25 protein-coding genes, 1 tRNA gene and 2 pseudogenes are annotated in these 24,698 nt (G+C 68.1%); 15 read left to right on the top strand and 13 right to left on the bottom strand.

Going from position 1 to position 24,698, the window contains the following annotated elements; genetic code table 11:
• Window positions 1-71: 71 nt before the first annotated feature.
• From ACZ60T_RS01600 to ACZ60T_RS01580, 5 genes and pseudogenes are all read right to left on the bottom strand, one after another.
• Window positions 72-935, bottom strand: coding sequence for an isocitrate lyase/PEP mutase family protein (locus ACZ60T_RS01600; RefSeq protein WP_469663490.1), 864 nt, complete (start codon window positions 933-935; stop codon window positions 72-74).
• Window positions 936-1,262: 327 nt separating this feature from the next.
• Window positions 1,263-1,755: pseudogene (locus ACZ60T_RS01595) on the bottom strand (lipid II flippase MurJ); the annotation flags it as partial.
• A 101-nt stretch (window positions 1,756-1,856) separates the two neighbouring features.
• Window positions 1,857-2,780, bottom strand: a complete 924-nt coding sequence (locus ACZ60T_RS01590; protein WP_469663488.1) for a Vgb family protein — start codon at window positions 2,778-2,780, stop codon at window positions 1,857-1,859.
• 53 nt (window positions 2,781-2,833) lie between these two features.
• On the bottom strand, window positions 2,834-3,334 hold the full coding sequence (locus ACZ60T_RS01585; protein ID WP_469663486.1) for a hemerythrin domain-containing protein: 501 nt from the start codon (window positions 3,332-3,334) through the stop codon (window positions 2,834-2,836).
• A 162-nt stretch (window positions 3,335-3,496) separates the two neighbouring features.
• A complete protein-coding gene (locus ACZ60T_RS01580; RefSeq protein WP_469663484.1) occupies window positions 3,497-3,787 on the bottom strand; it encodes a zinc-binding dehydrogenase in 291 nt (96 codons plus the stop codon).
• On the opposite strand from ACZ60T_RS01580, the gene ACZ60T_RS01575 reads away from it, so the two are divergent.
• The 4 genes from ACZ60T_RS01575 to ACZ60T_RS01560 all read left to right on the top strand — a co-directional run bounded on the left by ACZ60T_RS01575 (window position 3,786) and on the right by ACZ60T_RS01560 (window position 8,526).
• Window positions 3,786-4,346, top strand: coding sequence for a cysteine hydrolase family protein (locus ACZ60T_RS01575; protein ID WP_469663482.1), 561 nt, complete (start codon window positions 3,786-3,788; stop codon window positions 4,344-4,346). The two genes, ACZ60T_RS01580 and ACZ60T_RS01575, sit on opposite strands and share 2 nt — an antisense overlap.
• A 303-nt stretch (window positions 4,347-4,649) precedes the next feature.
• Window positions 4,650-6,212 (top strand): endonuclease/exonuclease/phosphatase family protein, encoded by a 1,563-nt coding sequence (locus tag ACZ60T_RS01570; RefSeq protein ID WP_469663480.1) that lies wholly within the window; start codon window positions 4,650-4,652, stop codon window positions 6,210-6,212.
• A gap of 305 nt (window positions 6,213-6,517) precedes the next feature.
• Window positions 6,518-7,453 carry an SGNH/GDSL hydrolase family protein gene (locus ACZ60T_RS01565; protein ID WP_469663479.1) on the top strand — a complete coding sequence of 312 codons (936 nt, stop codon included), beginning with the start codon at window positions 6,518-6,520 and terminating at the stop codon, window positions 7,451-7,453.
• A gap of 140 nt (window positions 7,454-7,593) precedes the next feature.
• Window positions 7,594-8,526, top strand: a complete 933-nt coding sequence (locus ACZ60T_RS01560; protein WP_469663477.1) for a DUF1963 domain-containing protein — start codon at window positions 7,594-7,596, stop codon at window positions 8,524-8,526.
• Between the two features lie 100 nt (window positions 8,527-8,626).
• On the opposite strand, the pseudogene ACZ60T_RS01555 reads toward ACZ60T_RS01560, so the two are convergent.
• The 3 genes and pseudogenes from ACZ60T_RS01555 to ACZ60T_RS01545 all read right to left on the bottom strand — a co-directional run.
• Window positions 8,627-8,786, bottom strand: a pseudogene (locus ACZ60T_RS01555) (Tn3 family transposase); the annotation flags it as partial.
• On the bottom strand, window positions 8,783-9,028 hold the full coding sequence (locus ACZ60T_RS01550) for a zinc finger domain-containing protein (RefSeq protein ID WP_469663475.1): 246 nt from the start codon (window positions 9,026-9,028) through the stop codon (window positions 8,783-8,785). The gene ACZ60T_RS01550 and the pseudogene ACZ60T_RS01555, both read right to left, overlap by 4 nt.
• Window positions 9,029-9,172: 144 nt before the next feature.
• On the bottom strand, window positions 9,173-10,159 hold the full coding sequence (locus ACZ60T_RS01545; RefSeq protein WP_469663473.1) for an NAD-dependent epimerase/dehydratase family protein: 987 nt from the start codon (window positions 10,157-10,159) through the stop codon (window positions 9,173-9,175).
• 366 nt (window positions 10,160-10,525) lie between these two features.
• Between ACZ60T_RS01545 and ACZ60T_RS01540 the strand changes: the two genes are divergently transcribed.
• The 3 genes from ACZ60T_RS01540 to ACZ60T_RS01530 all read left to right on the top strand — a co-directional run bounded on the left by ACZ60T_RS01540 (window position 10,526) and on the right by ACZ60T_RS01530 (window position 12,822).
• Window positions 10,526-10,903, top strand: coding sequence for a hypothetical protein (locus ACZ60T_RS01540; protein ID WP_469663472.1), 378 nt, complete (start codon window positions 10,526-10,528; stop codon window positions 10,901-10,903).
• Window positions 10,890-11,339, top strand: coding sequence for an SMI1/KNR4 family protein (locus ACZ60T_RS01535; RefSeq protein WP_469663470.1), 450 nt, complete (start codon window positions 10,890-10,892; stop codon window positions 11,337-11,339). Before ACZ60T_RS01540 ends, ACZ60T_RS01535 begins: the two co-directional genes overlap by 14 nt.
• A 157-nt stretch (window positions 11,340-11,496) precedes the next feature.
• On the top strand, window positions 11,497-12,822 hold the full coding sequence (locus ACZ60T_RS01530; RefSeq protein WP_469663468.1) for a competence protein CoiA family protein: 1,326 nt from the start codon (window positions 11,497-11,499) through the stop codon (window positions 12,820-12,822).
• A 48-nt stretch (window positions 12,823-12,870) separates the two neighbouring features.
• Here ACZ60T_RS01530 and ACZ60T_RS01525 read toward each other — a convergent pair.
• Together ACZ60T_RS01525 and ACZ60T_RS01520 are read right to left on the bottom strand one after the other, a co-directional pair.
• Window positions 12,871-12,944, bottom strand: a tRNA-OTHER gene (locus tag ACZ60T_RS01525).
• Window positions 12,945-13,072: 128 nt separating this feature from the next.
• On the bottom strand, window positions 13,073-14,236 hold the full coding sequence (locus tag ACZ60T_RS01520; protein ID WP_469663466.1) for a nuclear transport factor 2 family protein: 1,164 nt from the start codon (window positions 14,234-14,236) through the stop codon (window positions 13,073-13,075).
• Window positions 14,237-14,331: 95 nt separating this feature from the next.
• Between ACZ60T_RS01520 and ACZ60T_RS01515 the strand changes: the two genes are divergently transcribed.
• The gene (locus ACZ60T_RS01515) at window positions 14,332-15,261 is read left to right on the top strand and encodes a LysR family transcriptional regulator (RefSeq protein WP_469663464.1); all 930 of its coding nucleotides are present in this window, start codon (window positions 14,332-14,334) and stop codon (window positions 15,259-15,261) included.
• Here ACZ60T_RS01515 and ACZ60T_RS01510 read toward each other — a convergent pair.
• Entirely contained in the window at window positions 15,197-16,363 is a 1,167-nt protein-coding gene (locus tag ACZ60T_RS01510; protein ID WP_469664715.1) for a methyltransferase, read from the bottom strand. The two genes, ACZ60T_RS01515 and ACZ60T_RS01510, sit on opposite strands and share 65 nt — an antisense overlap.
• A 335-nt stretch (window positions 16,364-16,698) precedes the next feature.
• On the opposite strand from ACZ60T_RS01510, the gene ACZ60T_RS01505 reads away from it, so the two are divergent.
• The 4 genes from ACZ60T_RS01505 to ACZ60T_RS01490 all read left to right on the top strand — a co-directional run bounded on the left by ACZ60T_RS01505 (window position 16,699) and on the right by ACZ60T_RS01490 (window position 19,592).
• The gene (locus ACZ60T_RS01505; protein WP_469663462.1) at window positions 16,699-17,613 is read left to right on the top strand and encodes an aminoglycoside phosphotransferase family protein; all 915 of its coding nucleotides are present in this window, start codon (window positions 16,699-16,701) and stop codon (window positions 17,611-17,613) included.
• A 58-nt stretch (window positions 17,614-17,671) separates the two neighbouring features.
• On the top strand, window positions 17,672-18,118 hold the full coding sequence (locus ACZ60T_RS01500) for a hypothetical protein (RefSeq protein ID WP_469663460.1): 447 nt from the start codon (window positions 17,672-17,674) through the stop codon (window positions 18,116-18,118).
• 139 nt (window positions 18,119-18,257) lie between these two features.
• Window positions 18,258-18,866, top strand: a complete 609-nt coding sequence (locus ACZ60T_RS01495) for a hypothetical protein (protein ID WP_469663458.1) — start codon at window positions 18,258-18,260, stop codon at window positions 18,864-18,866.
• Between the two features lie 225 nt (window positions 18,867-19,091).
• Entirely contained in the window at window positions 19,092-19,592 is a 501-nt protein-coding gene (locus ACZ60T_RS01490; RefSeq protein ID WP_469663456.1) for a peptidylprolyl isomerase, read from the top strand.
• A 281-nt stretch (window positions 19,593-19,873) separates the two neighbouring features.
• Here ACZ60T_RS01490 and ACZ60T_RS01485 read toward each other — a convergent pair whose 3' ends face one another.
• A complete protein-coding gene (locus tag ACZ60T_RS01485; protein ID WP_365631738.1) occupies window positions 19,874-20,182 on the bottom strand; it encodes a hypothetical protein in 309 nt (102 codons plus the stop codon).
• Window positions 20,183-20,392: 210 nt separating this feature from the next.
• Between ACZ60T_RS01485 and ACZ60T_RS01480 the strand changes: the two genes are divergently transcribed.
• A complete protein-coding gene (locus tag ACZ60T_RS01480; RefSeq protein WP_469663455.1) occupies window positions 20,393-22,564 on the top strand; it encodes a TerD family protein in 2,172 nt (723 codons plus the stop codon).
• 196 nt (window positions 22,565-22,760) lie between these two features.
• Window positions 22,761-23,369, top strand: coding sequence for a hypothetical protein (locus ACZ60T_RS01475; RefSeq protein ID WP_469663453.1), 609 nt, complete (start codon window positions 22,761-22,763; stop codon window positions 23,367-23,369).
• Here ACZ60T_RS01475 and ACZ60T_RS01470 read toward each other — a convergent pair.
• Entirely contained in the window at window positions 23,318-23,992 is a 675-nt protein-coding gene (locus ACZ60T_RS01470; protein ID WP_469663451.1) for a class I SAM-dependent DNA methyltransferase, read from the bottom strand. The two genes, ACZ60T_RS01475 and ACZ60T_RS01470, sit on opposite strands and share 52 nt — an antisense overlap.
• A gap of 130 nt (window positions 23,993-24,122) precedes the next feature.
• Here ACZ60T_RS01470 and ACZ60T_RS01465 point away from each other — a divergent pair, with 130 nt between their 5' ends.
• Window positions 24,123-24,653 carry a GNAT family N-acetyltransferase gene (locus ACZ60T_RS01465; RefSeq protein WP_469663449.1) on the top strand — a complete coding sequence of 177 codons (531 nt, stop codon included), beginning with the start codon at window positions 24,123-24,125 and terminating at the stop codon, window positions 24,651-24,653.
• Window positions 24,654-24,698 lie beyond the last annotated feature (45 nt).

Here is a 24,698-nt window from a genome sequence, read left to right as displayed (position 1 = left end):
CCGGAGTTCCTTTCCGACCGCGCGTTCCTGGTGGTCGGGTGCGTGAGAGCGGGGGCGGTACAGCGTGTGTGTCAGACGAGCGTGGGCTCGTGGACGGGGTGGTGCCTGCTGATGTTCCGCTCCAGCAGTTCCGTCGACCGCCGCACCCCGATTCCCGTGACCGGATCGAACTCGGGAAGCCGCCCGTCGGCCCGCTTGAGGTCCGTCAGCGCGGTGTCGATCGCGGAGTGCGCGGCGAACAGGCAGGGGGTGCTGTAGATGGCCACCTGGCAGCCCACATCGGTGAGTTCGCTGAGCGAGAGCCGCGGCGACTTGCCGCCCGCGATCTGGTTGAACAGCAGCGGCTTGTCACCGATCACATCGCGGATGCGCTTGATCCACTCGACGCTGCGGACCCCGTCGACCAGAACGACATCGGCGTCCGTCGCGGCCAACGCCTCGGCCCTGCGCAGGATCTCGTCCTCTTCCGTGGCGTCCGTGCGGGCGACGACCACCAGGTCCCGGCGGCTCTCCAGCACGAGGTTGAGCTTGTCCAGGTACTCCTCCAGTGGCAGCACCTGCTTGCCGTTCGCGTGACCGCACCGGCGGGGGCGCTTCTGGTCCTCCAGGATGACGCCGGAAGCGCCGATCCGTTCCAGCCGCTGTACGACATGGCAGGCGACCTCCGGGTCCACGTATCCGTCGTCGATGTCGACCAGCAGGTGGTGGGACGGGAAGGCCAGCCGCAGCCGCTCCACGAAGGCCAACATGTCGGGCCAGGCGATGAATCCGATGTCGGGAAGCCCGTAGTGGGAGGCGGCGAAGCCGAATCCGGACACGAAGAACCCGTCGTAGTGCCGGGCCACGACGGACGCCGAGTACATGTCGTAGATGCCGATGAGCGGAGTCGTTCCCGGGGACCGGACTTCTTTCCTCAGCACACTTCCGTAACGCATGACTTCTCCTTGAGGACCTGGTGTTCCAAGGGGCGGGGCGAGAGCGGTGATCGGTGGGCGGCCCGGGATTCCGGGCATCGTCGGCCGGAGCGGCGGGATGTGGGTCATCGGGGAAACGACGGCGGCACTCGGTCCGCACAGGACGCGATCTGCCCTCTCGCGAAGACACGGATACCTATACAGACATGACCGTCCCTATACCTACGGACACGCCGCTCTTGACCTTGTGTACGACCCTCGCGGGTAGGCGTCGCGGATCCGGTTGACGGTGCGGTGAAATCGACCGAACAGGCACTCGATATCTCGATACCTCGATATCGCGGTGCCTCACCGCATCCCAGGCAGGAGACGTAACTCCTCCACCTTCATCAGCCGAGCGAGAAGGAGGTACCCCAGGGCTGTCGTGAGCGCCCCGGCGGCCAAGGCGACGGCGATAGGCCCGGCCCCCGAGCTTCTTGCGCAGCAGGTACGCGGTCAGGGCGGGACCGGCCAGGTAGGAGAGGGTGGAGGCCCCGGCCATACCGACCACCGCCCAGCGGGCGGGCAGCAGCAGATGACAGGCCGTGGCCAGCGCGATGTTCACCCCGGCGGTCCAGGCGGCCATGAAGAAGGGGGTGCGGGTGTCCTCGTAGGCGTAGAAGCCGCGCAGCGGCAAGTACTGGGCGGAGAACGGGACAAGGCCGAGACCGAAGGCCTGCATCATGTACCCCAGCGGGCGGGTCGAGGCGGCGTCGGCCGCGTCGTGGGCGAACAGCAGCGACGAGATCTGCGGTCCGAGAGCGAGGAACACGAAGGCGGCGGGCACGATGACCACGCCGCTGCCCGTGCCCAGCGCCGCGGCCTGTAGCACCTGCCGGATCAGCTATGCCCGCACGATCGACTCGGGGCGGTCTCTCGACGCGAACGCGCCGCGGGCGAAGGTCACTTGCGTACGACGTCTCCGTATCCGGTGGGGGACGGAGTGATGCGCGCGAGGGCACCCGTTTCGAGTGCGGCCCACAGGGAGCGGTCGGGGCCGAGGGTGATGCCGTGCGGCTCACTGGCGGGGGTCGGCAGGTCGTGTTCGGTGATCGTGCCGTTGGTGGGGGTGAGGGAGCCGACGCGGTTGGCACCCCATTCGGTGAACCACACGGTTCCTTCCGCGTCGGTGGTGAGGGCGTGCGGGCGCGCCGCGCGGTCGGGGAGCGGGAATTCGGTGACATCGCCATGAGTTGTGATGCGGCCGATCTGACCCGCACCGATCTCCACGAACCAGAGCGCGTCGTCCGGGCCCGAGGTGATGCCGACCGGCGCCGCGCCCTCGGTCGGCAGCGGGTGGATGCGTACCGCGCCGTCGGTGTCGATGCGGCCGATGGCATCGGCCTGGTTCAGGGTGAACCACAGGGCGCCGTCGCCGCCAGCCGTGATCGCCGAGGGGAACGCGCCGCGGACGGGCAGGTCGTACTCGGTGACCTGCCCGTCCGGGGTGATCCGGCCGATACGGTCGGCGGCGGTCTCGGTGAACCACAGGGCGCCGTCCGGCCCTTGGGTGATCCCGAAGGGGCCGCATGCGGGCGTGGGCAGCGCGTACTCGGCGACCACACCGGCGGTCGTGACACGGCCGATCCGGTGGGCCCGGTTCTCGGTGAACCAGAGTGCTCCGTCGCGGCCGGAGGTGATGACCATGGGCCCGCAGTCCGCAGCCAGCGGGTACTCGGTGTGCTCACCGTCCAGGGTGAGACGGCCGATCCGGCCGCTGTGGACCTGGGTGTACCAGAGCGCGCCGTCCGGGCCCGCGGTGACCGTGTACGGGCCGCTCGCACGGTCGGTGACCTTGTGTTCTTCGATCGAGACGTCGGTGGTCAACGCAAGTCCCTTCAGGGCATGCCAGGAGTCGGTCCACGCACGGGCGGTGCTCGTCAACCGGATGGCGGGGTGTCGGTACGCAGGAACGCGGGTGGGGTGTCACGCCAGGCCGGGATGTCCAAGGCGTTCAGGGCAGAGACGATGCGCTTCTCCTCGTACACGAAGTGCGTCTCCATCAAGGCCGCGAGGCCATCGATCTCGCGCTGGACCTCGATCGGGTCGCGGCCCGTGCCGAGTTCGGCGACGAGCGCCTCGAGCCGTCGCAGCGATGCCTCCACCAGGTGATGGTCGCTACGCAACTCCTCGATGACGGTGGTCAGTTCAGGGTACTGCGTGGCGAGTACGTCGAACGCCGTGGCGTCCTCGCCGTGATGGTGCCGGTGCAGTGCCGAGCAGAACGTGAGGCAGTTCGTCCGCAGTTCGCGCAGCGGGGCGCCTTCGGTGAGATACGCTTCGACGTTTCCCCGGAGGGATGCGAGTTCCTCGCGAAGCCAGAGGTGTACTTCGATCAGTTGTGTGCCGAAGCCTCTCAGGCGTTCGTCAGATGTAACCAAGGTGAGTCCATTGGTTCCACGCCTCCATGCCCGCGACGGTCTCTTTGCCGGGTGCACTGCGACGCTGGCACAGAGTTCTATCGACGAGCCGATCCGCCTGTCAACCACATTCCTGTCCCCGAGCCGACCGACCGTTCCCGTGCGCGGCACTCCGGCCTCACATCACAACGCCCCCACCTGGAGCACGAGTTTGCCCGTAGTGGCACCTGACTCGATACGACGGTGGACCTCGGCGGCCCGCTCCAGCGGCAGCGTCTCGACCCGCACGCGCAGGTCTCCCGAAGCCGCAGCCGCCACCGCACGGCGCAGTGCTCGGCCTGTCTCCTGGGGGAAGTCGGCGTGCATACGGAGAAGGCGGCTCGGCGCTCGCCATCCCAGGCGTGCCGGCACTCGGCGCCGCCTACGCTGTGCTGGCAGCCGGAGAACTGCACCGAGCGGACATGGAGACGACATGAGCAGCGCACTTCTCGTGATGGACGTCCAACAGGCCATCGTGGACGTCGTGGACCACGACTCCGGATACCTGCCACGCCTGCGCCGGGCGATCGACGGGGCCAGGGCGGCGGACATCCCCGTGATCTACGTGGTCATCGCGTTACGTCCCGGATTCCCCGAAGTCGGCACGCGCAACAGGGCACTTGCCGCCATCGCACAGGCCGGTCTCTACGTCGAGGGCGCCGCGGGTACCGAGATCCACCCCGAGGTCGCGCCCCGGCCGGGCGAGGTGGTGGTCACCAAGAGACGGGCGAGCGCGTTCTCGGGCAGCGATCTCGACGTGGTGCTCAGGGCACGCGGTATTGACAGCCTCGTACTCACCGGAATCGCCACCAGCGCCGTGGTTCTCTCCACCCTCTGCCAGGCGAACGACCTGGACTTCGGCCTCACCGTCCTGCCCGACGCCTGCGTGGACCCCGACCCCGAGGTGCACCGGGTCCTTGTCGAGCGCCTGTTCCCGCAGTGGGCAGATGTCGTCACCGTCGACGACTGGCTCAAGACGCTCGCACCACACTGATGCGGCGAACACGGACGCGCGAGACCGTCCACACATGCAGCCCGAGCTGTTCCGCGATCCCGCGCAGTGTCACTGGACCACCGTCGCCTGCCATACCCCTCTCCCACCTCGCCGTGTGTAAACCGCCCTCATTCTCCGCCAACGGCGCACCTCGGCGAACCCGACGGACAACTACCCCAGTGGAGAAATGCGAATGTCAACTGATTTTGAAAGTACGGAAGTTGGCCTCGTGCCCGTGATCTTCACCACTCCATTTCAGGGCGTCCGCACAGTACACTCCCACGGCACCACAGGAACTTCATAATGGGAGAAGAAGCAGTGCAACAGTCAGTGCGACGGTTATTGTCCGTTCTCTTTTCCGGTCTGCTGCTGGCGATGGGGTTGTCACTCCTGCCCGCGGCACCGGCTCAGGCGGCAACGGTCTCCGCGGATGCGGAGAATGTCGCCAAATCCGCTGGTGAGAGATATGCGTTGAGGTCCGAAGCCAGCGGACTCTATGTCTCCGTCGACCCGGACAACAACGGACGGATGACGGCGAATGCTTCCACGGTGGGCCCGAAGGAACGATTCACGCTGCACACCAATCATGCGGGAAAGAACATAGCCCTGCGTTCCGAAGTAACCGGCTTCTTCGCCACGAGCGAGTTCGGGGCGACCGGTGACTACACCGGGATGATGCAGGCCAGAGGCGGATCCATCGGGACGTGGCAGCAATTCACTGTCGAATCCCGTGAGTCCGACGGACCGATGCAGATCGCCCTGAAGTCGGTGGTCACCGACAATGAGAAGTACATCAGTGTCGAACACTCCTTTGAGGGCGACAACAAGGACATGCTCCGGGCGCGCGCGTCGAGCGTCGGCAGTTGGGAGCGGTTCACGCTGCTGCGACTGGGCCAGGCCGGAGCGGGCGGAGGCGCTCCGGCTCCCGCCGCCGCACCTGCGTCCGACCTGAACGTCATGACGTGGAATGTCTGCGCCAACAACAACCCGGACTGCTGGGACAAGAACTTGGCGGGCAAGGACCAGGTGAGCGCGGAGATCGCAGCCCGATTGCCGCAGCCGGGCAGCGATCACGAGATCCTGCCGGACGTGATCTTCTTCCAGGAATTCTGTGAGAAGCACGCGAAGCCGGTGGAGCAGGCCTTGGAGGCGCGCACCGGACGCGAGTGGGATGTGCGCTTCGCCCCCACTCAGTACAGCCTGGGTCAGCTCGGTGAGTCGACCCTCGGTCAATACGGTGTGATGGCGCAGAAGGAATGCGCCAAGGCGGACGGACTCGACCGGGGCTCGTTCGGAGTGGCGTTGGCCGTGCCGGCCTCCAACACGTATTACAAGGGTTACACGCTTCAGTCTCCTGTCTCGTTCATATGGAAGGGCAAGGACACCAAGGCCGAACAGCGTCCGGCGCTCTGCGCGGACCTGCCGGAGCGTGCGGTGCAGGTGTGCACCTCCCACTTCAGCGCCGGTCAGGGCCTCGACGATCCGGACGGCGTCTACCGGAAGAAGCAGGCCGCGGAGTTCACAGGCATCACCGAACTGGCTCCCGCGGGTTACCACACGGTGTTCGGCGGAGACCTGAACTCGGTGCCGCCGGACTCGGGTTGGACCGGTTCCGACAGCAAGAACAGTGATGTGCTGACCAACATGTACGCGTCGTACCGCGAGTGCGCACAGCTCGGAGACGTGAACGCCGCTCGTAAGGGCGCGGCCACGGCGAACGCCGGTGATGACGGCAAACCGACGATGAAGATCGATTACATCTTCGCGCAGCGGAATGCGCCGTTCAAGAGTTGCGCGGTGTCCAGCACGCACGGTTCCTCGGACCATTGGACGCTGTACGGAACGGTCGCCCTGCCGGCTTCCTGAGCCGCCGTACGACCGTGCCGCTGCTCCCCGTTCCGGAGAAGGGAGGGGGAGTGGCGGTCGGGCGCGGTGGTGCGGTCTCAGCCGCAGGAGCAGTGGACGACCTCAGGAGCATTGCGGCGTGCCGCTGATACTGCACCCCGATATGCGCCCTGGGCGGCGACTTGAACATCCACGTGAGAGTGACTGTCCGTAGGGATGCTGCACAATCCGTGACGGATCTTCTAGAGTCAAAACGTCGTCAATGCCGTTTCTCTGGAGGATCCGTGGCAAATTTCCCGACTCGTCTGGCCATGCTGGGTTCGGCCGTGGCTCTGACCGCAGCCGTCCTCGCGCCCGCGCAGGTCGTCGGCGCGCAACACGCGGCCGCGGCGGCAGCCCACCAGTGGGTCGCCCTCGGTGACTCCTACACCGCCGGGGTCATCCCCGCGGCCGGTGACACCTTCGAAGTCCCGCGCGACGGCTGCGAGCGCACCGACCGGTCCTACCCGCAGGTCATCGACCGCGACCTCGGCTCACTCTTCGACCTGACCAACGTCAGTTGCGGCGCCGCCACCATCGATGACATCACCTTCAGAGCCCAGGAGCCGATCGGACGCCATCTGCCGCCCTTCTCCGAGGACCCGGACTACCCGTTCCCGGCGGTGCCTCCCCAGTCCGCGGCGGTGGGCCCGGGTACCGACGTGGTCACCGTCGGCGCGGGCGGCAACACCCTCGGCTTCGACGCCATCCTCTTCCAGTGCCTGCAACTGGGCGCGGGCAGCGACGGCGCGGGTACCCCATGCCGGGACGACCTGGCGGGCGACATCCCCAGCAGGCTGAACAGGGTGAGCAGGGACTACGACGAGATGCTCACCGTGCTTCACGAGCGCGCCCCGCACGCGAAGATCCTGGCCGTCGGCTACCCCACGATCATTCCCGAGGACACCTCCAAGTGCCGGTACAACGACTTGGAACAGTTCGGCTCGATCACTCCGGGCGACCTGGACTGGCTGCGTCAGGACGTCCTGGAACCCCTCAACAAGGCCATCGAGAAGTCGGCTGGCGCGCACGACGCCGCCCGCTTCGTCGACCTCTACAACTCCTCCCGGAACCACAGCGTTTGTGACACCGGCAAGTGGGTGGAGGGCATCTTCACCCGCGTCCCTGACCAGCCGGCCCTCGTACACCCCAACGCCAGCGGCCACCGCAACGCGGCCGACCATGTCGCCGCGGCGATGCTGGACACCATCAGCGTGGGCTGATCCGCACCGACACCCGCTCACTGCCCAGGGGTCGGGGTCCCTCGACCGTCACGTCATCGAAGCCGGTGCCCAGCAGCAGGCTGCGGCACCGGCGGGCGGCCCGTGGGCCTACGGTCAGGTCGGCGCGAGCGTGCGCGACCGTGAGCGTTGTCAGTGTCATCTGCTTGTATGGGTCCGTGGACTACGAGAGCGAGCTTGCTGCGATCCGGGAGTTATGCCTGGAGTGCTTGGGGGAGCGGCTGGGACCGAAGGTGGCCGCACTGGCCCAGCGGGGTTTCATGCTCAAGCCGGCGAGTGACGGCGCCCCGCCGACCGGCCGCTGTCAGGTCCGCGGCCCGGCACTCCTGGAGCCAGGAACACCCTGGCCGGAGAACAGGGCGGGTGTACCGCTCACGGTGGTCGCCGTGCTGGACACAGACGCCCTCGCCCCATGGCTCGGTGATGAACTGCCCGCCCGGCCCGGCTTGGTCAACATCTTCCACCTGGATCCGGACCCTCAATACGACGAGGATCCCCGGTTCGCGGAGACGCTGGGGCGGTACAGGAAATGGAGCCGCCGGTTCGACACCGATCTGGACTGCCAGATCGTCCTGGCCGACCCGGCGCGCGCGGTGGAAGTGTCCGCACCGGCACCGGCCAGGACCTTCGAACGACGTCTTCTGCACGCCGCCCCGGTCATCACCCTGCCCTCCGTGGACGGTGAAATGGTGGATCCGGTCCTGGAGACGTTGGACTACCGCATCGAGCCTGAGTTTGATGACGACGACTGGCAACCCCCGGCTGATCGGTTCGTGCAGGAGCCGTTTCGTGGTGTCTGGTGGGATCACTGCCGGACTGTTCTGAGACTCGGGTGCGAAGGGAGGTGGTTCCGTGCCGCCCAGGCCTTCGGCTGGCCATACATCGACACCTGGCTGATGGACAAGAAGGACGAGGAGTACACCCATCTCCTCACGCTCTCCGGCGATATCCTCGGGCCCCGCGAAGATGGAGTCCATCGCGTCATGGTCCCTGCGAGTGCGCTGCGGACCGGTGATTTCACAGACGTGGTGTACGAAATAGACGGATTGCACTGAACAGGAATCGTCTCGGTGATTTCGATTCCATGTCGCGGACCAGATCGAAGTCGTCCCGTCCCTTTGACTTGTCTGTGTAGTTGACCTCGCCGTCCATGGTGGACTTCTTCTCCACGTGCCAGTAGATGAGCACCCCCATGGCCGCCGTAGAGCGAGTGCCACTCCGTGAACAGGTTCTGATCGTAGGCCCGCACGTGTGTGGAGTCGGAGGCGACCGCGGTGGAGCCCTTGCTGCGGGCGGCGGAGGTGGAGTTCGCTATGGGGCGCTGGCCCTTCTTCGCGCCCGTCGTGATGACGAGCCGCTTGGCGATACGGCCGGAGTCGGCACGTTCAACATCTTGGCGAGCTGGGGCACGAGGCGGAAACGGGCTGTGTGGTACTGGATCGCTACCTTGCGCTTGCCGGTCCGGCACGGCGAGTCCACGGGGGCCGCGCAGGTGGACATCGGGCAGGTGTGCGGTCCGCCGGGCCGGTGTTTCACAGGTGACCACCCATGAAACACCTTCGGTCGGGTAGAGGGGGCGCGGGGTGGCGCCCGTGCTTACCCCGGTGCCCGGGGCTCGGCCGGATCCACCACGAGATCGGAAAGTTCAGCACGGAAGGCGCCTGTACAGACGCTCGGGTGTGCGAGACCGGTCCAGCGCCGTCAGCCGAGGGCGTCGAGCAACTCGCGCTCGCGCTGCGCGCTGAGGCCTGCGCGCCTTTCCCGGCCCAGCCCCTGCTCGCGTTCCCAGCGCAGCGTGTCGGCCAGCATCTCCGCCGGGGGCCGGTGACGCAGCCCCGCGGCGCGCGCCGAGGACCCGTCCCGGGCCGACCACCCTTCCCAGCCCGGCTCGACCAGCCACATCGGCAGCGATTCGGACCCCATGTACTGGGCCACGCCGTTGGCGAGCAGCCACGCCGATTCGGCGGTGACCACCGGACCGGTGTGCCCTCCGACGGCGCGGGACAGCTCGATCCACTCTTCGAACGGAACGACCGGGCCGACAGCGTTGTATGTGCCAGTAGTTCCCGCCTCCGCGGAGTCGAGCAGCCAGGAGGTGAGGTCCCGCACGTCGACCACTTGAGTGGGCATGGCCGGTGTGTCGGGGACCAGCATCGGCCCTCGCGGATCGCGTGCGGCGCGGGCGACCCAGTAGCCGGAGCGCCCGCTGTGATCGCCCGGGCCGCCGATGAGCCCGGCCCGTGCGATGAGGAGGCGGTCGCCCACAGCGGCCGTCGACGCCTGCTCGCAGGCGACCTTCGCCTCGCCGTACAACTCGCGGTCCACCTCGCTCCGGTCGGTCGGGGGGAGCAAGGCCGCGGACTCGTCCGCCCCCAGCGTGGCGTGGGAGGCGTAGGCGTTGCCGGACGAGACATACACCCAGTGCCCGGCCTTGCTGCCCAGCACGTCGAGCGCTCCACGGACGAAGCCCGGCTGCCATGACACCTCGACGACCGCGTCCCATACCCGGTCGAGTACGGGCTCGTACGCCGACGGATCGCGCCGGTCGGCGGCGACCAGTGTCGCTCCGTCCGCGACTTCTCCGCTCTCGCCACGCGCGAGGCAAGTCACCCGATGGCCGCGTTCGATCGCCTGCCGCGACAGCTCCCGAGCCACCCATGCCGTTCCGCCCAGAACCAGGATCTCCATACCGGCACACAAGCACCGGGATCACCGCCCGGTCCAGGCGGATTCGCTGACAGCAGATGGCCAACCGTCAGATCGATCTCAACCCTCGGGCAATGACGTCGGCCGGCCGAGGCGTCCAAACACCCGATCACGAAACGACAACCAGCCCGGCCCGACGCCGACGGTGTCCGCCGGGGTGCGGGGGCGGGGCACGGCGGCAGCCGGCCCCAGGTCGAGGCGCCCGGGTGATGGGGTGCCGGTAAGAACGCTGACAGCAGCCGCGCAAGCATCCCTCCAACTCCTCGAATGCGCCCTCGGTCGCGACCATGAGATCGTCACCCAATGTGCCCATGTCCAGGAGACGGTGGCGGCGAGGAGAACCAGGCCGTGAACATCGAGATCCGCCCGCTCATACGCGACACGGTCGCCCAGCTCGGCGCCGGTGTTCCCTACGCTCTGAAGGTCGTGGCCGGTCAACTGGCCGAGGAACCGGACCTGGGCCGCCCCTCAAGTCTGCCCGGCATCCTCACCGTGATGATCGACGGCGACGTGTTCGAGGACTGCCCTGCCCTGGCCATCGGCTACATCCGCGAGCCCGACCGGATCGAGATCCGGTACGTGAGCGTGGTGGATCCCTCGGACCCGACTGCGCCCCGACAGGAGGAGGGCCAAGGCCAGGACCGCCGACCCGCACCTCTTGTCCCTTCCGACCCCGCCGACGAGGCGCTCACCGCTGCGTGTCCTGTGGCTGTTGACCGCGGGTGACGACGGCGTCGACGGCGGGGGGTGTCTGCCCGGCAACCGGGCTCTGTTGACGCTGGACGCCGTGGCCGCCACCTACCGGATGAGGATGAACCTCCAGGCCGGTGAGGACAGTCGCAACGCCGAGCGCCCCGAGGACGAGCGGATCACCTTGTGGAAGCCGAGTTGGATTCCGGTCGTCGCCCTCGGCCCGGATGACCACACCTCGGGCCTGTACCTGGACATCGAGACCGGCTGCCTCGGCAAATGGTCCCGCTACTACGAAGCTCCCGACGACGAACTCGACACGCTGGTCACCTACTTGGAAGAGGTCGCCGACACGCTCGAGGCCCCGGACTTGGCCACGTGGGACAAGCCCGGCCTGATCGGCGGGACGCTGGTGTGGCTCAGCGGAATCGAACCCGCGCGGGAAGACCGATGGCAGCCCTTGACCGGCTGACCACACAGAGGAAGCAGCCTTCGAAGACTGAAATCCCCTGATCAGGCATCGCGTTGCTCTCTTCGGGGGATGCCATGTCATGACGGCCTCTACCGTCCGCCGCGGACAAGCTCCGCTGCGGACAAGGCTCGCTGCGGAATGAGCGAAGGAGACAGTGATGGTGTTCGTCGGGGTCCACGGAGAGTGGGGGCGCATCGACGTCACCCAGGCCGACCTCGGCTGCGGGCAGAGCAGGGAGAGCATCTACAAGCCCAAGAAGCCCGCGCCGCTGACCTGTTACGAATGCGACTGGCGGCTTCACCTGGTCCACAAGACCCACAGCGCGTACGACCTGTGGTTCCTGCGCCACGCCAACAACGCGCCCCACTGCGAGGCACGGACCGCGGGTGAAGGCATGGCCCATCATCTGCTCAAGCTCGATCTCGCCCACCACGCTCGTGCGGCAGGCTGGAGCGCTGAGTACGAAGTCGCCGCTCCTGACCGCTCCTGGCGCGCGGACGTGATGGCCACCTCGCCCGACGGCAGCCGACGCGTCGCCCTGGAGGCACAGATGGCCGCCATCTCGATCACCGATATCGAGGCCCGCACCGACCGGTACCGTGCGGCCGGGGTCGAAGTGTGCTGGTTCACCGACCGCAAGACCGTGCCCTGGCTCGACAACGTCCCCTCCGTCCGGATCGCCCGTCCCGACGACGGAGGCGACGTGCAGGTCACCGCCGGGGCCGCCCGCTTCGAGCCCCGGTGGTGCGAGGACCGAGGGGCATGCGGCGGATGCGACTGTTCGGCTTGCAACGAGGGTATCGACGTACCGTTGCCGTGCGAGGGGCACGGTGGGTGGTGCGCGGTCGACCCCTTGCCGCTGGGCCGCTTCGTGAACGCGATCTGCAAGAACACCACCCGCCCCCACCGCCTGCGCCTCGGCTGGAACACCAAAGGCACGTGGCGATGGATCACCCGCCGGTACTTCGACCTGGAGGAGGAACAACTCCAGGCCCAGACCCGCAAGTCCCAGATGGTCGAACGGCTGCTCGCGGTCAAACAGCGGCAACAAGAAGCGCGGCAGGGTGAGGAACAGCAGCACTTGGCGGCGATAGAGGCCCTGCTCCAGCGTCAGGAGGCGCTGACCAAACCGGTGGTGGAGTTCGTCTACCACGAGGCCGGCAGCTACCCCTTCGTCGCCGACAGCGGCAGCCCCGAGTTCGCCATGGGCGTGCCCGTGTACGTGAGTGGCAAGCCGTACGCGGTCATCTGCCCGGTAGCCGGTCGTGTCCCCGCGCTGCGCCGCCGCCTGGCCCCGCTGCTCCTCTTCGCCGCCTCCGAGCGCGAACGAGGCCGCATCGCCGCACAGGCCGCACCCGGCCAGCGAATCGAAGTCCTCACCGCCACCCTGCCCGCGGCGCAACCGGCCCCGCCACAGCGCGAACCGGACACCCTCACCGTCCGCCAGGCCGTGAGCGGGATGCTCGGCCTCGACAGAATGTGAGTGTGCGACGGCCGGTACTCGTGACCGCCGGGATGAGATGAGACGGGATGGGGCCGACCGGATTCGAACCGGTGTCTTCCCACACGCAGTGAAGGCGCGACAACCTCTGCGCTACGAGCCCCATCCCGCCGACGATCATACGAGCCATCTGCGCTCCGTCGCACTCGAATTGGTGAGCCGAAGCCGACGACGGATCACGCGCAGTCGGTCCCGCGAACTCGGCGCGGGCACGCTCACCCTTGCGTCCAGGTCAAGAGTGCCGATGGTAAGCCTTGTTCGCGATGCGCCAGCCGTCGTCGACGTGGACCAGCAGGAAGATGTCCGTGAAGGTGTCCGCGCCGTGCGAGAGCGTCATGGTCGCGGTCGCGACGGTGCCGTGGACGTCGATGGCGTCGATAGGGCGGGAGCGGGTCGGTTCGTCCGGGGCGGGTCTGCCGTGGAAGAGAGCGCAGTACTCGTCCAACGGCCATGAGACGAACGCTCCGTCACGGATTCCCTCGATGTGGGCGGTGGGCAGGAACGCGTCGCGGAAGTGGGAGGGGTCACCGGTGGCGTGTCCGCGGATGTAGGCGCGGAGCGGTGCGAGTACGGCGTCCTCCACGGCGGGGGTTGTGGCGGCGACGGCGATGTCTGCTTCAAGGTCGGCAGGGGTGTCGGCCACTCCGGTCGCGCTGCGCAAGGGGGTGTTGGACGCGGCGGCCAGCAGAGCCATGTCCTTGGCCAGCGCGCCGATGGTGAACTCCGCTGCGGACGCGGCGGGTTGGTCGAGGAGGAACGCGCGTTTGCGGGCCACGAGCCCGCCGAGCGCGCCGAGTTCGAGGATGTCCAGCACCTGGTCGCGGGGCAGTCCGAGGGCGTCGGCCTGCCGTAGCGCGTCACGCAGCGCGAGAACGGAGCCCGTGAGGCTGTTGTTGGCGATCAGCTTGAGTGCGGCGGCGGTGAAGGCGTCATCAACTCGTCGCACCATGCCCAGCGTTGTGAGAACGGGGCGTACTCGATCAAGCGCGTCCTGCTCGGCCTCGGCGGCGGCGAGAATCCGTAGGGCGCCGGTCGAGGCCGCCGGTACGGAGCCGAGTACAGGAGCGTGGACGTACGAAGGGCCGAACTGCCGGGCCAGCTCGGACGCTTCGGCGGGAGCGATGGTGCTGGTGTTCAGGACGATCGCGTCCGCGCGCAGCGAGTCACAGACCCTGTCGAGGACTTGGCGGCAGGCCGGGCCGTCGAACAACGCGAGGATGACGAGGTCCGCCTTCGCCACGGCGTCGTTCGGCTCGCCGGTCATCCGGACGGTGACCGAGGTGCGTCCGGAGCGTGTCCAGCCGACAACGTCCCAGCCCTGGGCGGCCAGTCGGGTCGCGATCGCGTCGCCCATGCGCCCCAGGCCGAGGACGGCGATCGTGTGCGGTGTGGTCATGGGTGCCAGCGTGCTGCACTGCAAGGACTGCGACAAGCGCAGAGTTCGCAGGCCTGCCCTGCGGAACTCGCATACCGTAGAGGCATACTGGTGTCATGGACCTGACGGTGTGGCGAACCTTCGTGACAGTGTGCCGACTTGGGTCGCTGTCGGCGGCGGCGGCCGAGCTGCATCACACGCAGTCGGCCGTCTCCCGGCAGATCGCCGGGCTGGAACGGCAACTCGGCGTACCACTGATGGAGCGCCATGCGCGCGGGGTGCGTCCGACGCCTGCCGGTGAGGTGTTCCGGCGCCACGCACTGGCCACGCTCAACGAGGCCGACCGCGCCGTACGCGCCGTACGGGACGCGGTCGACGGGGCGTACAACCGGCCGCTGACCGTCGGCGCGACACCCTCCCTCGCCGCGGGCATCGTCCCCGAGGCCGTCCGCTCCCTGCTGAAGCAGGCAGGACCCCTCCGATGGACCCTGCACCCCGGCCTGAGCGCACAACTGCACCATCGCGTGATGACCGGCGATCTCGATATCGCCGTCGTCACCGACGCGCCGCCGGGGCTGCCCCAAGACCCGCGGGTCGAACGCCGGTTCCTCGGGCTGGACGACATGGTCGTCGCGCTGCCCGTCGACCACCCACAGGCCGGGCGCGGCCCGGTACACATGCGGACGCTCGCCGAGCAGACCTGGGTCGAGGACAACGACGGATCGGCGGCGCTCCTGCGTCAGCACGCCGCCCGCGCCGGAGTCAGCGCCCGTATCGACCTCACCGCGGCCGATCTGCCCGGCAAGCTGGCGCTGGTCGCGACCGGTCACGCCATCGCGCTGATACCCGGGGTGCTGACGCGTGCGCTGCGGCCCGACGTCACCACGGTGCCCCTCGTCGACCCCCCGACCCGTGGCATCTACGCGATCACACCACGTCGCGACCCCCACCCCAGCGCGGCGTCACTGCTCGACCACCTCCTCACAGCCCTCGCCCCGGTCCGTACCCCGACGACGTCGGACCGGCCAGCCGCCACAGCGATGTGACCTCCGCGGCGCGGGCGGCGTGGAGGGGATCGGTGCGGTCCGAAGCGCGTGGATGCCGCGGCCTGGTGTCGATCTTGTCCACCACGCGCAGGCCCGCCGCGCGGATGGCGGTCAGCAAGGCGCCACGTGTCCGGAGACCGAGGTGTTCGGCGAGGTCCGAGAGGATGAGCCAGCCTTCACCACCTGGCTCGAGGTGGGAGGCCAGCCCGTCGAGGAAGCCGTGGAGCATGGCGCTGTCCGGATCGTAGACGCCCTGTTCGACCGCCGAGGTCGGCCGGGCGGGGAGCCACGGCGGGTTGCAGACGACGAGATGCGCGCGGCCGTCGGGGAACAGGTCAGGTCCCACGACATCGATGCGCTCGGTGAGCTTCAGCCGATGGACGTTCTCGCGGGCACAGGACAGGGCGCGCGGGTTGATGTCGGTGGCCACCATGCGGTCGAGCCCGCGGTGGGCGAGGACGACGGCGAGTACGCCTGTCCCGGTGCCGAGGTCGAACGCGGTACGAGGCCCGGCGCCGTGGGTCACTGACGCGGGCAGCGGTGTCCGCGCGACCAGGTCGACGTACTCGCCCCGGATCGGGGAGAACACGCCGTAGTGCGGGTGGATACGGGCGTTGACGGCGGGCACCGTTACGTCCTTCTCGCGCCACTGCTGCGCCCCGATCACGCCCAGCAGTTCGGTGAGGGAGACCACCATGGCTTCGTGCGGTGAGCCGTATGCCTCGACACACGCCTGACGTACCTCGGGGGCTCTGCGCAGAGCCAGGGAGTAGTCGTCCTCCAGCAGAACCAGGAGCCTGCCCAGCACGCGGGCCCGGTGGCTGCGGGCCCGGCGGTGCAGATGGAAGGACTCGGCCGGGCTGTCGCCCGCGCGGGGAGGCTTCCGGTCGATACGGCGGCCCATCGCGCGCAGGAGCTGGCGCGCGTTGTGGAAGTCGCCGCGCCACAGCAACGCCGTGCCCTCGCAGGCCAGTCGGTGGGCGGTGGCGGCCTTCATACGGTCATCGGCGACGACGACCCGTCCGGGAAGCGAGGCGGCGCTCTCGGAATGCCAGCGGGCGGAACGGACGGTGTGGGCTTCGGTCCAGTGGATGACGGACACCACGAACTCCTCGTGATCGAACGTGCGTTGGGCGTGCGGGGGCACGAAGAGCACTTCGACGAGGAGCGGGGGAGACGGCCTGTGTCACCGCACAGGCGTACGTGTCAGGGCGGGTAGAACTACCGCTCCCGCGTCGAAGCGCGAGAGGAGAAGTCGCCGAGAACCATGCCGAGTGGTATCACGACAAGCCCTTTCAGAGAGGTGGCGTACGAGGTTCCCACAGTTCTCTCCGCACAGGCAAACTCCGCTATATGGAGGCCACTTACGAGGGAGCAACCGGGAATCGGCGTACGGACAGAGGGGATGGACGGCCGCCCCGACTACGGTTGCCGCTCATGACCAGTACCGAGATCGAGATCACCGCGGAGCTGATCCGGGATCTCCTCCGCGACCAGCACCCCGACCTGGTCGATCGCCCGGTGAGGCTGGGTGCGCGTGGCTGGGACAACCAACTGTGGCGACTGGGTGACGACCTCGCGGTCCGGCTGCCCTGGGCGACGCAGTCCGCGGACGCGTTGCTGCGCAAGGAGCACACCTGGCTGCCCGCCCTCGCGCCACGCCTCCCCCTGCCGGTCCCCGTCCCCCAACGCCTCGGGGAGCCCTCCGAACGGTTTCCGCGGCCCTGGATCGTCACGACCTGGGTGCCCGGCTCGCCCGCCGATCGTGTCCCGGTGACGCGCGCCGCGCAGGCGGCCGAGAGCCTGGCCGCCTTCCTGACGGCCCTCCACCACCCCGCCCCCGCCGAAGCGCCCGCCGGTCGAGGTCGCGGGGGCCCGTTGACCGACTGCGCGGAACACTTCGCCAAGTGGCTTTCCTCGGCTGACGAGTTGGGGCTGGTCCCCGATCCGGAGGCCGTTCGCGCGGTGTGGGAGGACGCGGTCGCCGCGCCCGAGTGGGCGGGCCCGGCCCTCTGGCTCCACGGCGACCTGCACCCGGCCAACATCCTCACCGCGGACGGGACCTTCTGCGGCGTGATCGACTTCGGTGACCTCTGCACGGGCGACCCGGCCTGCGACCTCGCCGCCCCGTGGCTGTTGCTGCCGGAGGAAGCCATGGACCACTTCCGTACCGCCTACCGGCCGACCGCGGACGCGGCGACCCTGCGCCGCGCCCGCGGCTGGGCGGTGCTACGCGCGCTCGTAGGCATCCTCATCGGAGACGCGGGCGTTCATGGACGCCCCGGCGGCAAGCCCACCTGGGGACCACCTGCCCACGACGCGCTACGACGCCTCATCACAACGGCCCGCTGAACGATCGGCGTTGTACTGCCGGCACGCAGCCGAACCTGAGTAGCCGTACTCAGGCGCCGTGGCTGCCGCCCGCATCAGCATGGTGAACATGCTGATGCGGGTGGTGGATATCGGCTTGGCGGTTCTGCTCTCGGCGTTGGACGTGGCAGCGCTGGCCGCCTTCTGGTTCGCCGAGGGACTGAAACAGTGGGCGGCCCAGGGGCAGGCGGTTCCGGGCGCGGCGACCCGGGTCTTCCAGGCAGAGGGGGTGGGAGCAGCCGCCTTGACGGCGGCGAGCTATGGCCTCTTCCGCGCCGACATGCTGGTGGCCTGCGCCTCTCAGGCGCTCATAGCCGCACTCCTCGCCCTGATGCTGATCCTGAGCGCGGGGACCATCTGCCGCAGACGGGCCAGGAGTTGGCATACACGACGTCGTCTACGCCGAGCCCGCCACCGCTGGCACGAGTCACAACGCGAAGGCAACGGACACACACCACCTCCGCACCACCGACACCGCCCACGGTGACGCGCTGCTGTCCACTCAGGCTGATCGCACGCAGAAGGGATGCCCTGTCGGGGTTGCGCAGCCCCGGCTGTTCCGGACACGAGGGCGTGTGCCCGGGAATGGCTTGCGGCATCATCGATGGGTGATCACTGTTCGACCCGTGCTTGAGATCCCCAGCCATGAGCGCTTTGACCTCTGGCCGATCTCTGATGTCGAGCCTTACACCTTCCTTGCGCTCGACGGAGCGATGACGTCGGGCGACGTCGGTAGTGCGGTGATGGCTCTGGCTGCCTGCAATGACGTCGATCCTGGAGCGGACCGCCCGCCGCGCCCTGGTGATCCGCTCGGTGGCTTCCTCCACGGGCTGCTGACCAAGGAACCGCTGTTCGCCGCAGGCGGGTTGGAAGTGATGGACACCGTCACCGGTACCCGTCTCGTGCCGGGCTGTTGCGGTGGGCTGAAGGACCGAGGCGACTGGTGGGAAGCCCTCGACGGTGACGGTTCCGCTGCGTGGCTCGGTCACGATCCCTCACCCACCGTCGAACGCCACGGCTCCACGGTTCGCCTGACCGTCGACTCCGATGCGGACATCAGTCAGTGGATCGACGTGTCCGTAACGGAACTTCGCCACCTGCTGACGGGTGCGGAGAAGGATCTCGCCGACTTCCTGGACCTGGCCACCCGCTGGGCCACCGGGCAACTGCCGGGTCACGCGGAGCGCGTCGGCCATGCGCTTGCCCGCGCCTTGAGGCTACCGTCGCGGACCTGAGTGCGGGAGCACAGGCTGGTACGGGTCGTGCCCACGGCGCGCTTGAAGTGGATGGCGCCCCGCTCTCGCTCATTTCCTTCGCCGACGCGACCGACCCGACCAGGGTCGCATCGATGGAGTTGCCGGATCCGTCGAACGCCGCGCGTGCATTGCCCTCGTGCTCAGGCGAGTGCTGCCACAATGCCTCTTGATCATTCCATTGCCTGAACAGCCGGGGAGAACATCATGCCGAAGGTCCGACTGGTCACCAACCACGGTGACATCGTTCTGCAGCTCGACGCCGAGAAGGCGCCGAAGACGGTCGAGAACTTCGTCCAGTACGTCAAGGACAGCCACTACGACGGCACGGTCTTCCACCGGGTCATCGACAACTTCATGATCCAGGGTGGCGGCTTCGCAGCCGGTATGAAGCAGAAGAGCACCCGCTCCGCCATCCAGAACGAGGCGGACAACGGGTTGAGGAACAACAAGTACAGCGTGGCGATGGCCCGCACGATGGACCCGCACTCGGCGACGGCCCAGTTCTTCATCAACGTCGCCGACAACGACATGTTGAACCACAGTGGCAAGAACATGCAGGGCTGGGGCTACGCGGTCTTCGGCGAGGTCGTCGAGGGGCGGGAGGTCGTCGACGCGATCAAGTCCGTCGCGACCGGCTCCAAGGGCGGGCATCAGGATGTCCCGAAGAAGGACGTCGTCATCGAGCGCGCCGAGATCGTCGAGTGAGACGGCAGGTCACAGGTCCCGTCGGCGGACATGTCGTCGGCGGGTCAGCCGACGGCGGCCGGTCTGCCGACGGGAGCACTGACGACCTGCGCTAAGCTTGATCACGAGCTGGTCGTGCCGCAACTCGGGTCGGCTGGTGCTGCGTTGGTGGTCCAAGGAAAGACGCCCCGCTTCCTGCGGGGAGATGCAGGTGCAAGGCCTGCCCGGCACTCTCATCCGAACTCCGGTCCCGTGCAAAGGGACCGGAGTTCGTGCGTTGACAACTCACTCCACCCGTAAGGTCAGTTGTTGTTATTGACCTGGGTGTAGGCGGCGCTGTAGCCGGTGGGGCAGTAGAGGGTGTCGGAGCCGTCGCCCGTGTGCCAGCGGCCGTTGACGGTCACCTGGGCGTTGTTGACGGTGTCGCTCTTGCAGACCAGGACGAGTTGCCAACTGTTCTTGGGAGGGGTGGTCTGGCAGCTCACGGAGCCCCAGTTACTGCCCTGGGACGTGAAGCAGAAGGAGGTTGCCGAGGCGGAGGGGGCGGTCATCACTCCTGCGGCCACGAAGAGGGCAGCTCCGGTGCCGAGGACTGCGAGGCGACGACGCATGACATGCTCCTGTCGATGTTGTGAAGAGAGTGTGCGTCAGCATGGCGAAGATGTGAACGCCTGTATATGTACGTGTCACATTTGGCCGAAACTGATTGATCGGTGCCGGCAGTAGAGCACGCCGGTCACGTACAGGCCCCGTCACACGCACCCGCCATGCCCCGCGAAATCCGGGTGCGGCTGTTCGGTCGACCTTGGGAGCATGCCGGAATGGTCCACCGACTCGACTCTCTGGTCATCTGGCACACCCACCGCATCCCCTTCCCCAAGGGCCCCGCCGGGGACGGCAGTATCGCGGCGCGGCAGTTCGACGCCGCGTTGATGTCCGTGGGTTTCAAGCTCTCGGCACCCCTGCTCGAACATCTGTCGAAGCTGTCCGAGGGCACGGTCCTGGACACCGCCGTACGGACGCTGACCACCGTCCGTGAGATGGTCGGCGACCACGTCCGGCACAACGTGTACTTCATCGACTTCCCGGCCAACGTGCCGGACACCGTCGACTTCTGGACGCGATGCATCGCCGAGGCGCTCGCCGACGACCGGACGCGCGCGGGCACGCTGGAGCAGTTGAGCACCGGTGTGGTGAACCTGCTGACCCTCCCGTCGTACGGCACCTACCCGCACGCCTACGCCGAGATGCTGACCCACCACGACGAACTGATCGCGGCGGCGGGCGACCGTATGACGGTCCTGCACCTGGGCGACGATGTGGACGACGAACTCAGCGCCCTGTACCTGAAGTTGGCAGGAAGCAGCACGCCCCTGAACGAGGACGGCGTACGGGATCTGCGGGACCTCGCCGGTCACTGCGTGGACGAGCCGCAGCCGGAGAAGATCCCGGTGCGGGAGAACCGCGCGGTGGTCAACCAGGCCCGGCTGGCGGCCGGTTCGGGCCTGCTCCTGGACACGGTCACCGACGTGCTCCGCCTGGCCTGCGCCCTGGCGGGCGGTGACGTAAGCCTCCAGGAGCCGACACGGCTGCGGAGGCTGCCCCGTGCGGTGCGCCGGGCGCTGCTCGCCGGCGTCGACACGGTCGTCGCCGCGTCACCGGCCAAGCTCGGTGACGTACACGCGCACCGCGAGATGTGGAAGCGGCTCGGCGAGCGGCTGCACCCGCACGAGTACCCGCAATGGCCGTACGCGGCCGACGTGTTCGCCGTCGCCCGCGGCGAGAAGCCGGTGCGCTCCGTCGACGGCCGGGCGGAGCGACTGCTCGCCATGAGCGACATCATCGGGGCCGTAGACGTACTGAAGGCGGCGCCCGGCAAGCTGTTCCGCTCCCTGGACCGGCTGTTGCGCGACGCCCGTACGCAGGACGAACGGGACGCCGTCGTGACCGCCGCCGAAGAGGTCCTCCCTGACGTCTCCGGCCCGGTCGTGCTCTCGGTGCGCCAACACCTGCACAACCGCGCGCAGGAGACGGGCGAGCGCCGGGTGTTCGTCAACCGCCTAGGCCGGGCCTGGACCACCGAGGACACGCGCCCACCGGTGCCCGCACCCGAGCGCGAGCGGCTGATCGTCGCCCTGGACGGGGAGCTGCGCCGCCGACTGCCCACCGTGGACCACCTGTTGATCGACCCGGATGTCCTGGAAGTGGCGCTGCCGCTCAGCGGCAGGACGACCGCCTCCGGGCTCGGGGTGCTGCCGCGCGGCTCGCTCTCCCCGGTCGAGGGGAATCTGCTGCGCTTCTTCGTGTACTGGAAGCAGACCGAGCACACCACCGACTACGACCTGTCGGCGCTGCTGCTGAACGCCGACTACGAGACCGACTCCTGGCTGTCGTACACCAACCTCCGCGACGCCGGAGGCGAGCACTCCGGCGACATCACGGAGGCGCCCGACGGGGCCTCGGAGTTCATCAACCTCCAACTGGACGCGGTGCGCGGCGCGTTCATCGTGCCGCAGGTCAACATCTACTCCGGGGAGGGCTTCGAGGAGGTCGAGGAGTCGTTCTTCGGGTTCATGCTGCGTGAGACCGAGCAGAGCGGGCGCCCGTTCGAGCCGCGCACCGTGCGCATGAAGTCGGAGCTGCGCGGTCCCGGCCGGGTCGCGCTGCCAGTGGCCTTCCTGCGCGGTGCAGACGGCCGGTGGCGCGCCAAGTGGCTGCACCTCTACCTGAAGGGGAATCCCAGCTCCAACCGGGTCGAGGGCAACCAGGTGACGGTCGCGACGCTGCTGCGCGGCATCGTCGAGCGCGAGCACCTCACGGTGCGCTACCTCATCGACCTGATGACCGACGACGCGACGACGACCACCCTGTGGGACGGGACGACTCTCCCGGCGGGCCCCGTCACCTACATCGGCCTGGAGAAGCCCGACGGGCTGCATCCGCGGTCGCGTGTCGTCACGCCTGAAAATCTGCGTGACCTGATTCCCGGGTGACTGTTAACGTAGCCGTGGCGAGGCCATGAAGAGGCTTCCTTCTCATCACTCATTGAACTAGCCCCTTCGCTCTCCTCGCCACCGACTTGAGGCCTCCGGCCGTCCCGCGTACGAGGGATGGTCGGAGGCCTTCATACTCTCCGCGAAGGTGGCCGTGCGAGACAGGCGTCCACCGCGAGCGGAACCGGGGGAGAGCGTGAACCGGCCACTACTGTTCCTTGACGTCGACGGCCCCCTCAATCCCTATGCGGCCAAGCCGGAGAGGCGTCCCGACGGCTGCACCACGCTCAGGGTGCCCCGGGACGGTGGAACGCGAGAGGAACACGGAGGGCTCTCGAACCGGCGGAGACCCTTGCGGGTCTGGCTCAACCCGGAGCACGGGGGTTCTCTGCTGCGACTCGGCTACGAACTGTGCTGGGCCACCACGTGGATGGACGACGCCAATCGGTGGATCGCTCCGGTACTCGGCCTGCCCGAACTCCCTTTCGTCGACTTCGGTGACGCTCTGTTGCGGGAACGCCCCGACGGGATCCACTGGAAGACCGGTCCTCTGGTGGACTACGCCGACGGGCGTCCGTTCGCTTGGGTGGACGACGAACAGAGCGATCTGGACCAGGCGTACGTGACCGCCCACCACCGCGGGCCGGGGCTTCTGCACTACGTCAATCCACGGGTCGGTCTGCGCGAGGACGACTTCCACGCGCTCGCCGACTTCGCCCGGTCCCTGGAGCCGTTCGGCAGGCCGGGGCGTGGTCATGTGCCCAACTGGGCGGAGTCCTCCTCGGACTTACCGGCGAGCAGGTAGATCTCCTTGAACTGCCGCCGGTCGGTGGGCTGAGGCTCGCGAACCATCCGGGCCACCTCGGTCAGACCGGCCGTACGCAACAGCGCAGCGAGGTGATCCGGCGACCACCGATAGGCCGGTGCGACGGCGTGATCGAAGACCTGCGTCGGGTGGGACGGACCTTCGCTGGCGGAGAAGCCGATCAGGAGATGGCCGCCAGGAGCAAGCACTCGGTGGAACTCCGCCAGGATGACGGGAAGTTCGCGTGGCGGGGTGTGAATGACGGACCACCGGGAGAGTACGCCTCCGAGCGCGCCGTCAGCGATGTCCAGCGCGGCCATCGAGCCCACATCGAACCGCAGGGCCGGGTACGCCTGCCGAGCTGACTCGATCATCGCGGAAGAGGCATCGAAGCCACGTACCGCGAGCCCCAACTCCCCCAGGTGTGCGGTGATATGGCCAGGTCCACATCCCAGATCCGCGACCTGGCGGTTCCCACTCGCACTGACGACGTCGGCGAAGGCGCCCAACATCGCACGATCCAAAGGCCTGTTACGTAACTCGTCGCGGAACATCTGGGCATACACCGGGGCGGCGGCGTCGTAGGCCTCGCGGGTGACACTGAGAGCATCGTGGTCCATCACGCCCACGACCGTAGTGCCCGGCGCCAAGACGAGTCGAGTTGGGTACGTACCCTTCGCGTGCTGCGGCAAGGTGGTGCCGTACAGCCCGTGCTGAGCACCAGGACGCCGACGCCCGTGCGAGGATCGTGGTATGAACGATCTTCGCTTCCGGCTCGCCGAAGAGGCCGACCTCGCCACCCTTGTTCGGCTGCGTGACGATGCGGCCCGTTGGATGCTCGCCCAGGGCATCACCGGTCAGTGGCAACCTGGTCAGCTCGGCGAGGGCGACTTCCGTAAGGCCATGGAGAACGGTGAGATCTGGCTCGCCGAGGCTGCTGGTCGCCTGGTCGGAGCGTGGGAGCTGTGGTGGGACGACGAGGACGCGTGGGGGCCGCAGCCGCCAGTGGCCGGGTACGTGCATCGGTTGATGGTGGATCGGAGCAACGCCCAGCCGGGAACAGGGCGGTTGCTGTTGCGTACGGCGGAGCGTCGCATCGCCGCGGCGGGGCGGGCGTACGTCCGTCTGGATTGTCTCGCCGGTAACGCGCGCCTCAACTCCTACTACTTGGACGCCGGTTACCGGGTCGTCGGCCACAAGGCGGGCAAGCCGCAGCCGGGTGGCGTACCCAAGTCGTTCACCCTCATGGAGAAGCCCTGCGGGTCGGCCGCGGAGGCTGAGTGACCGCGGTGGGGCGGACACCCGCGCACGGTGACCATCACACAGGCG

The organism is Streptomyces sp. NPDC104371, assembly GCF_055583785.1.
This window is presented reverse-complemented; position numbering and strand designations above follow the sequence as displayed.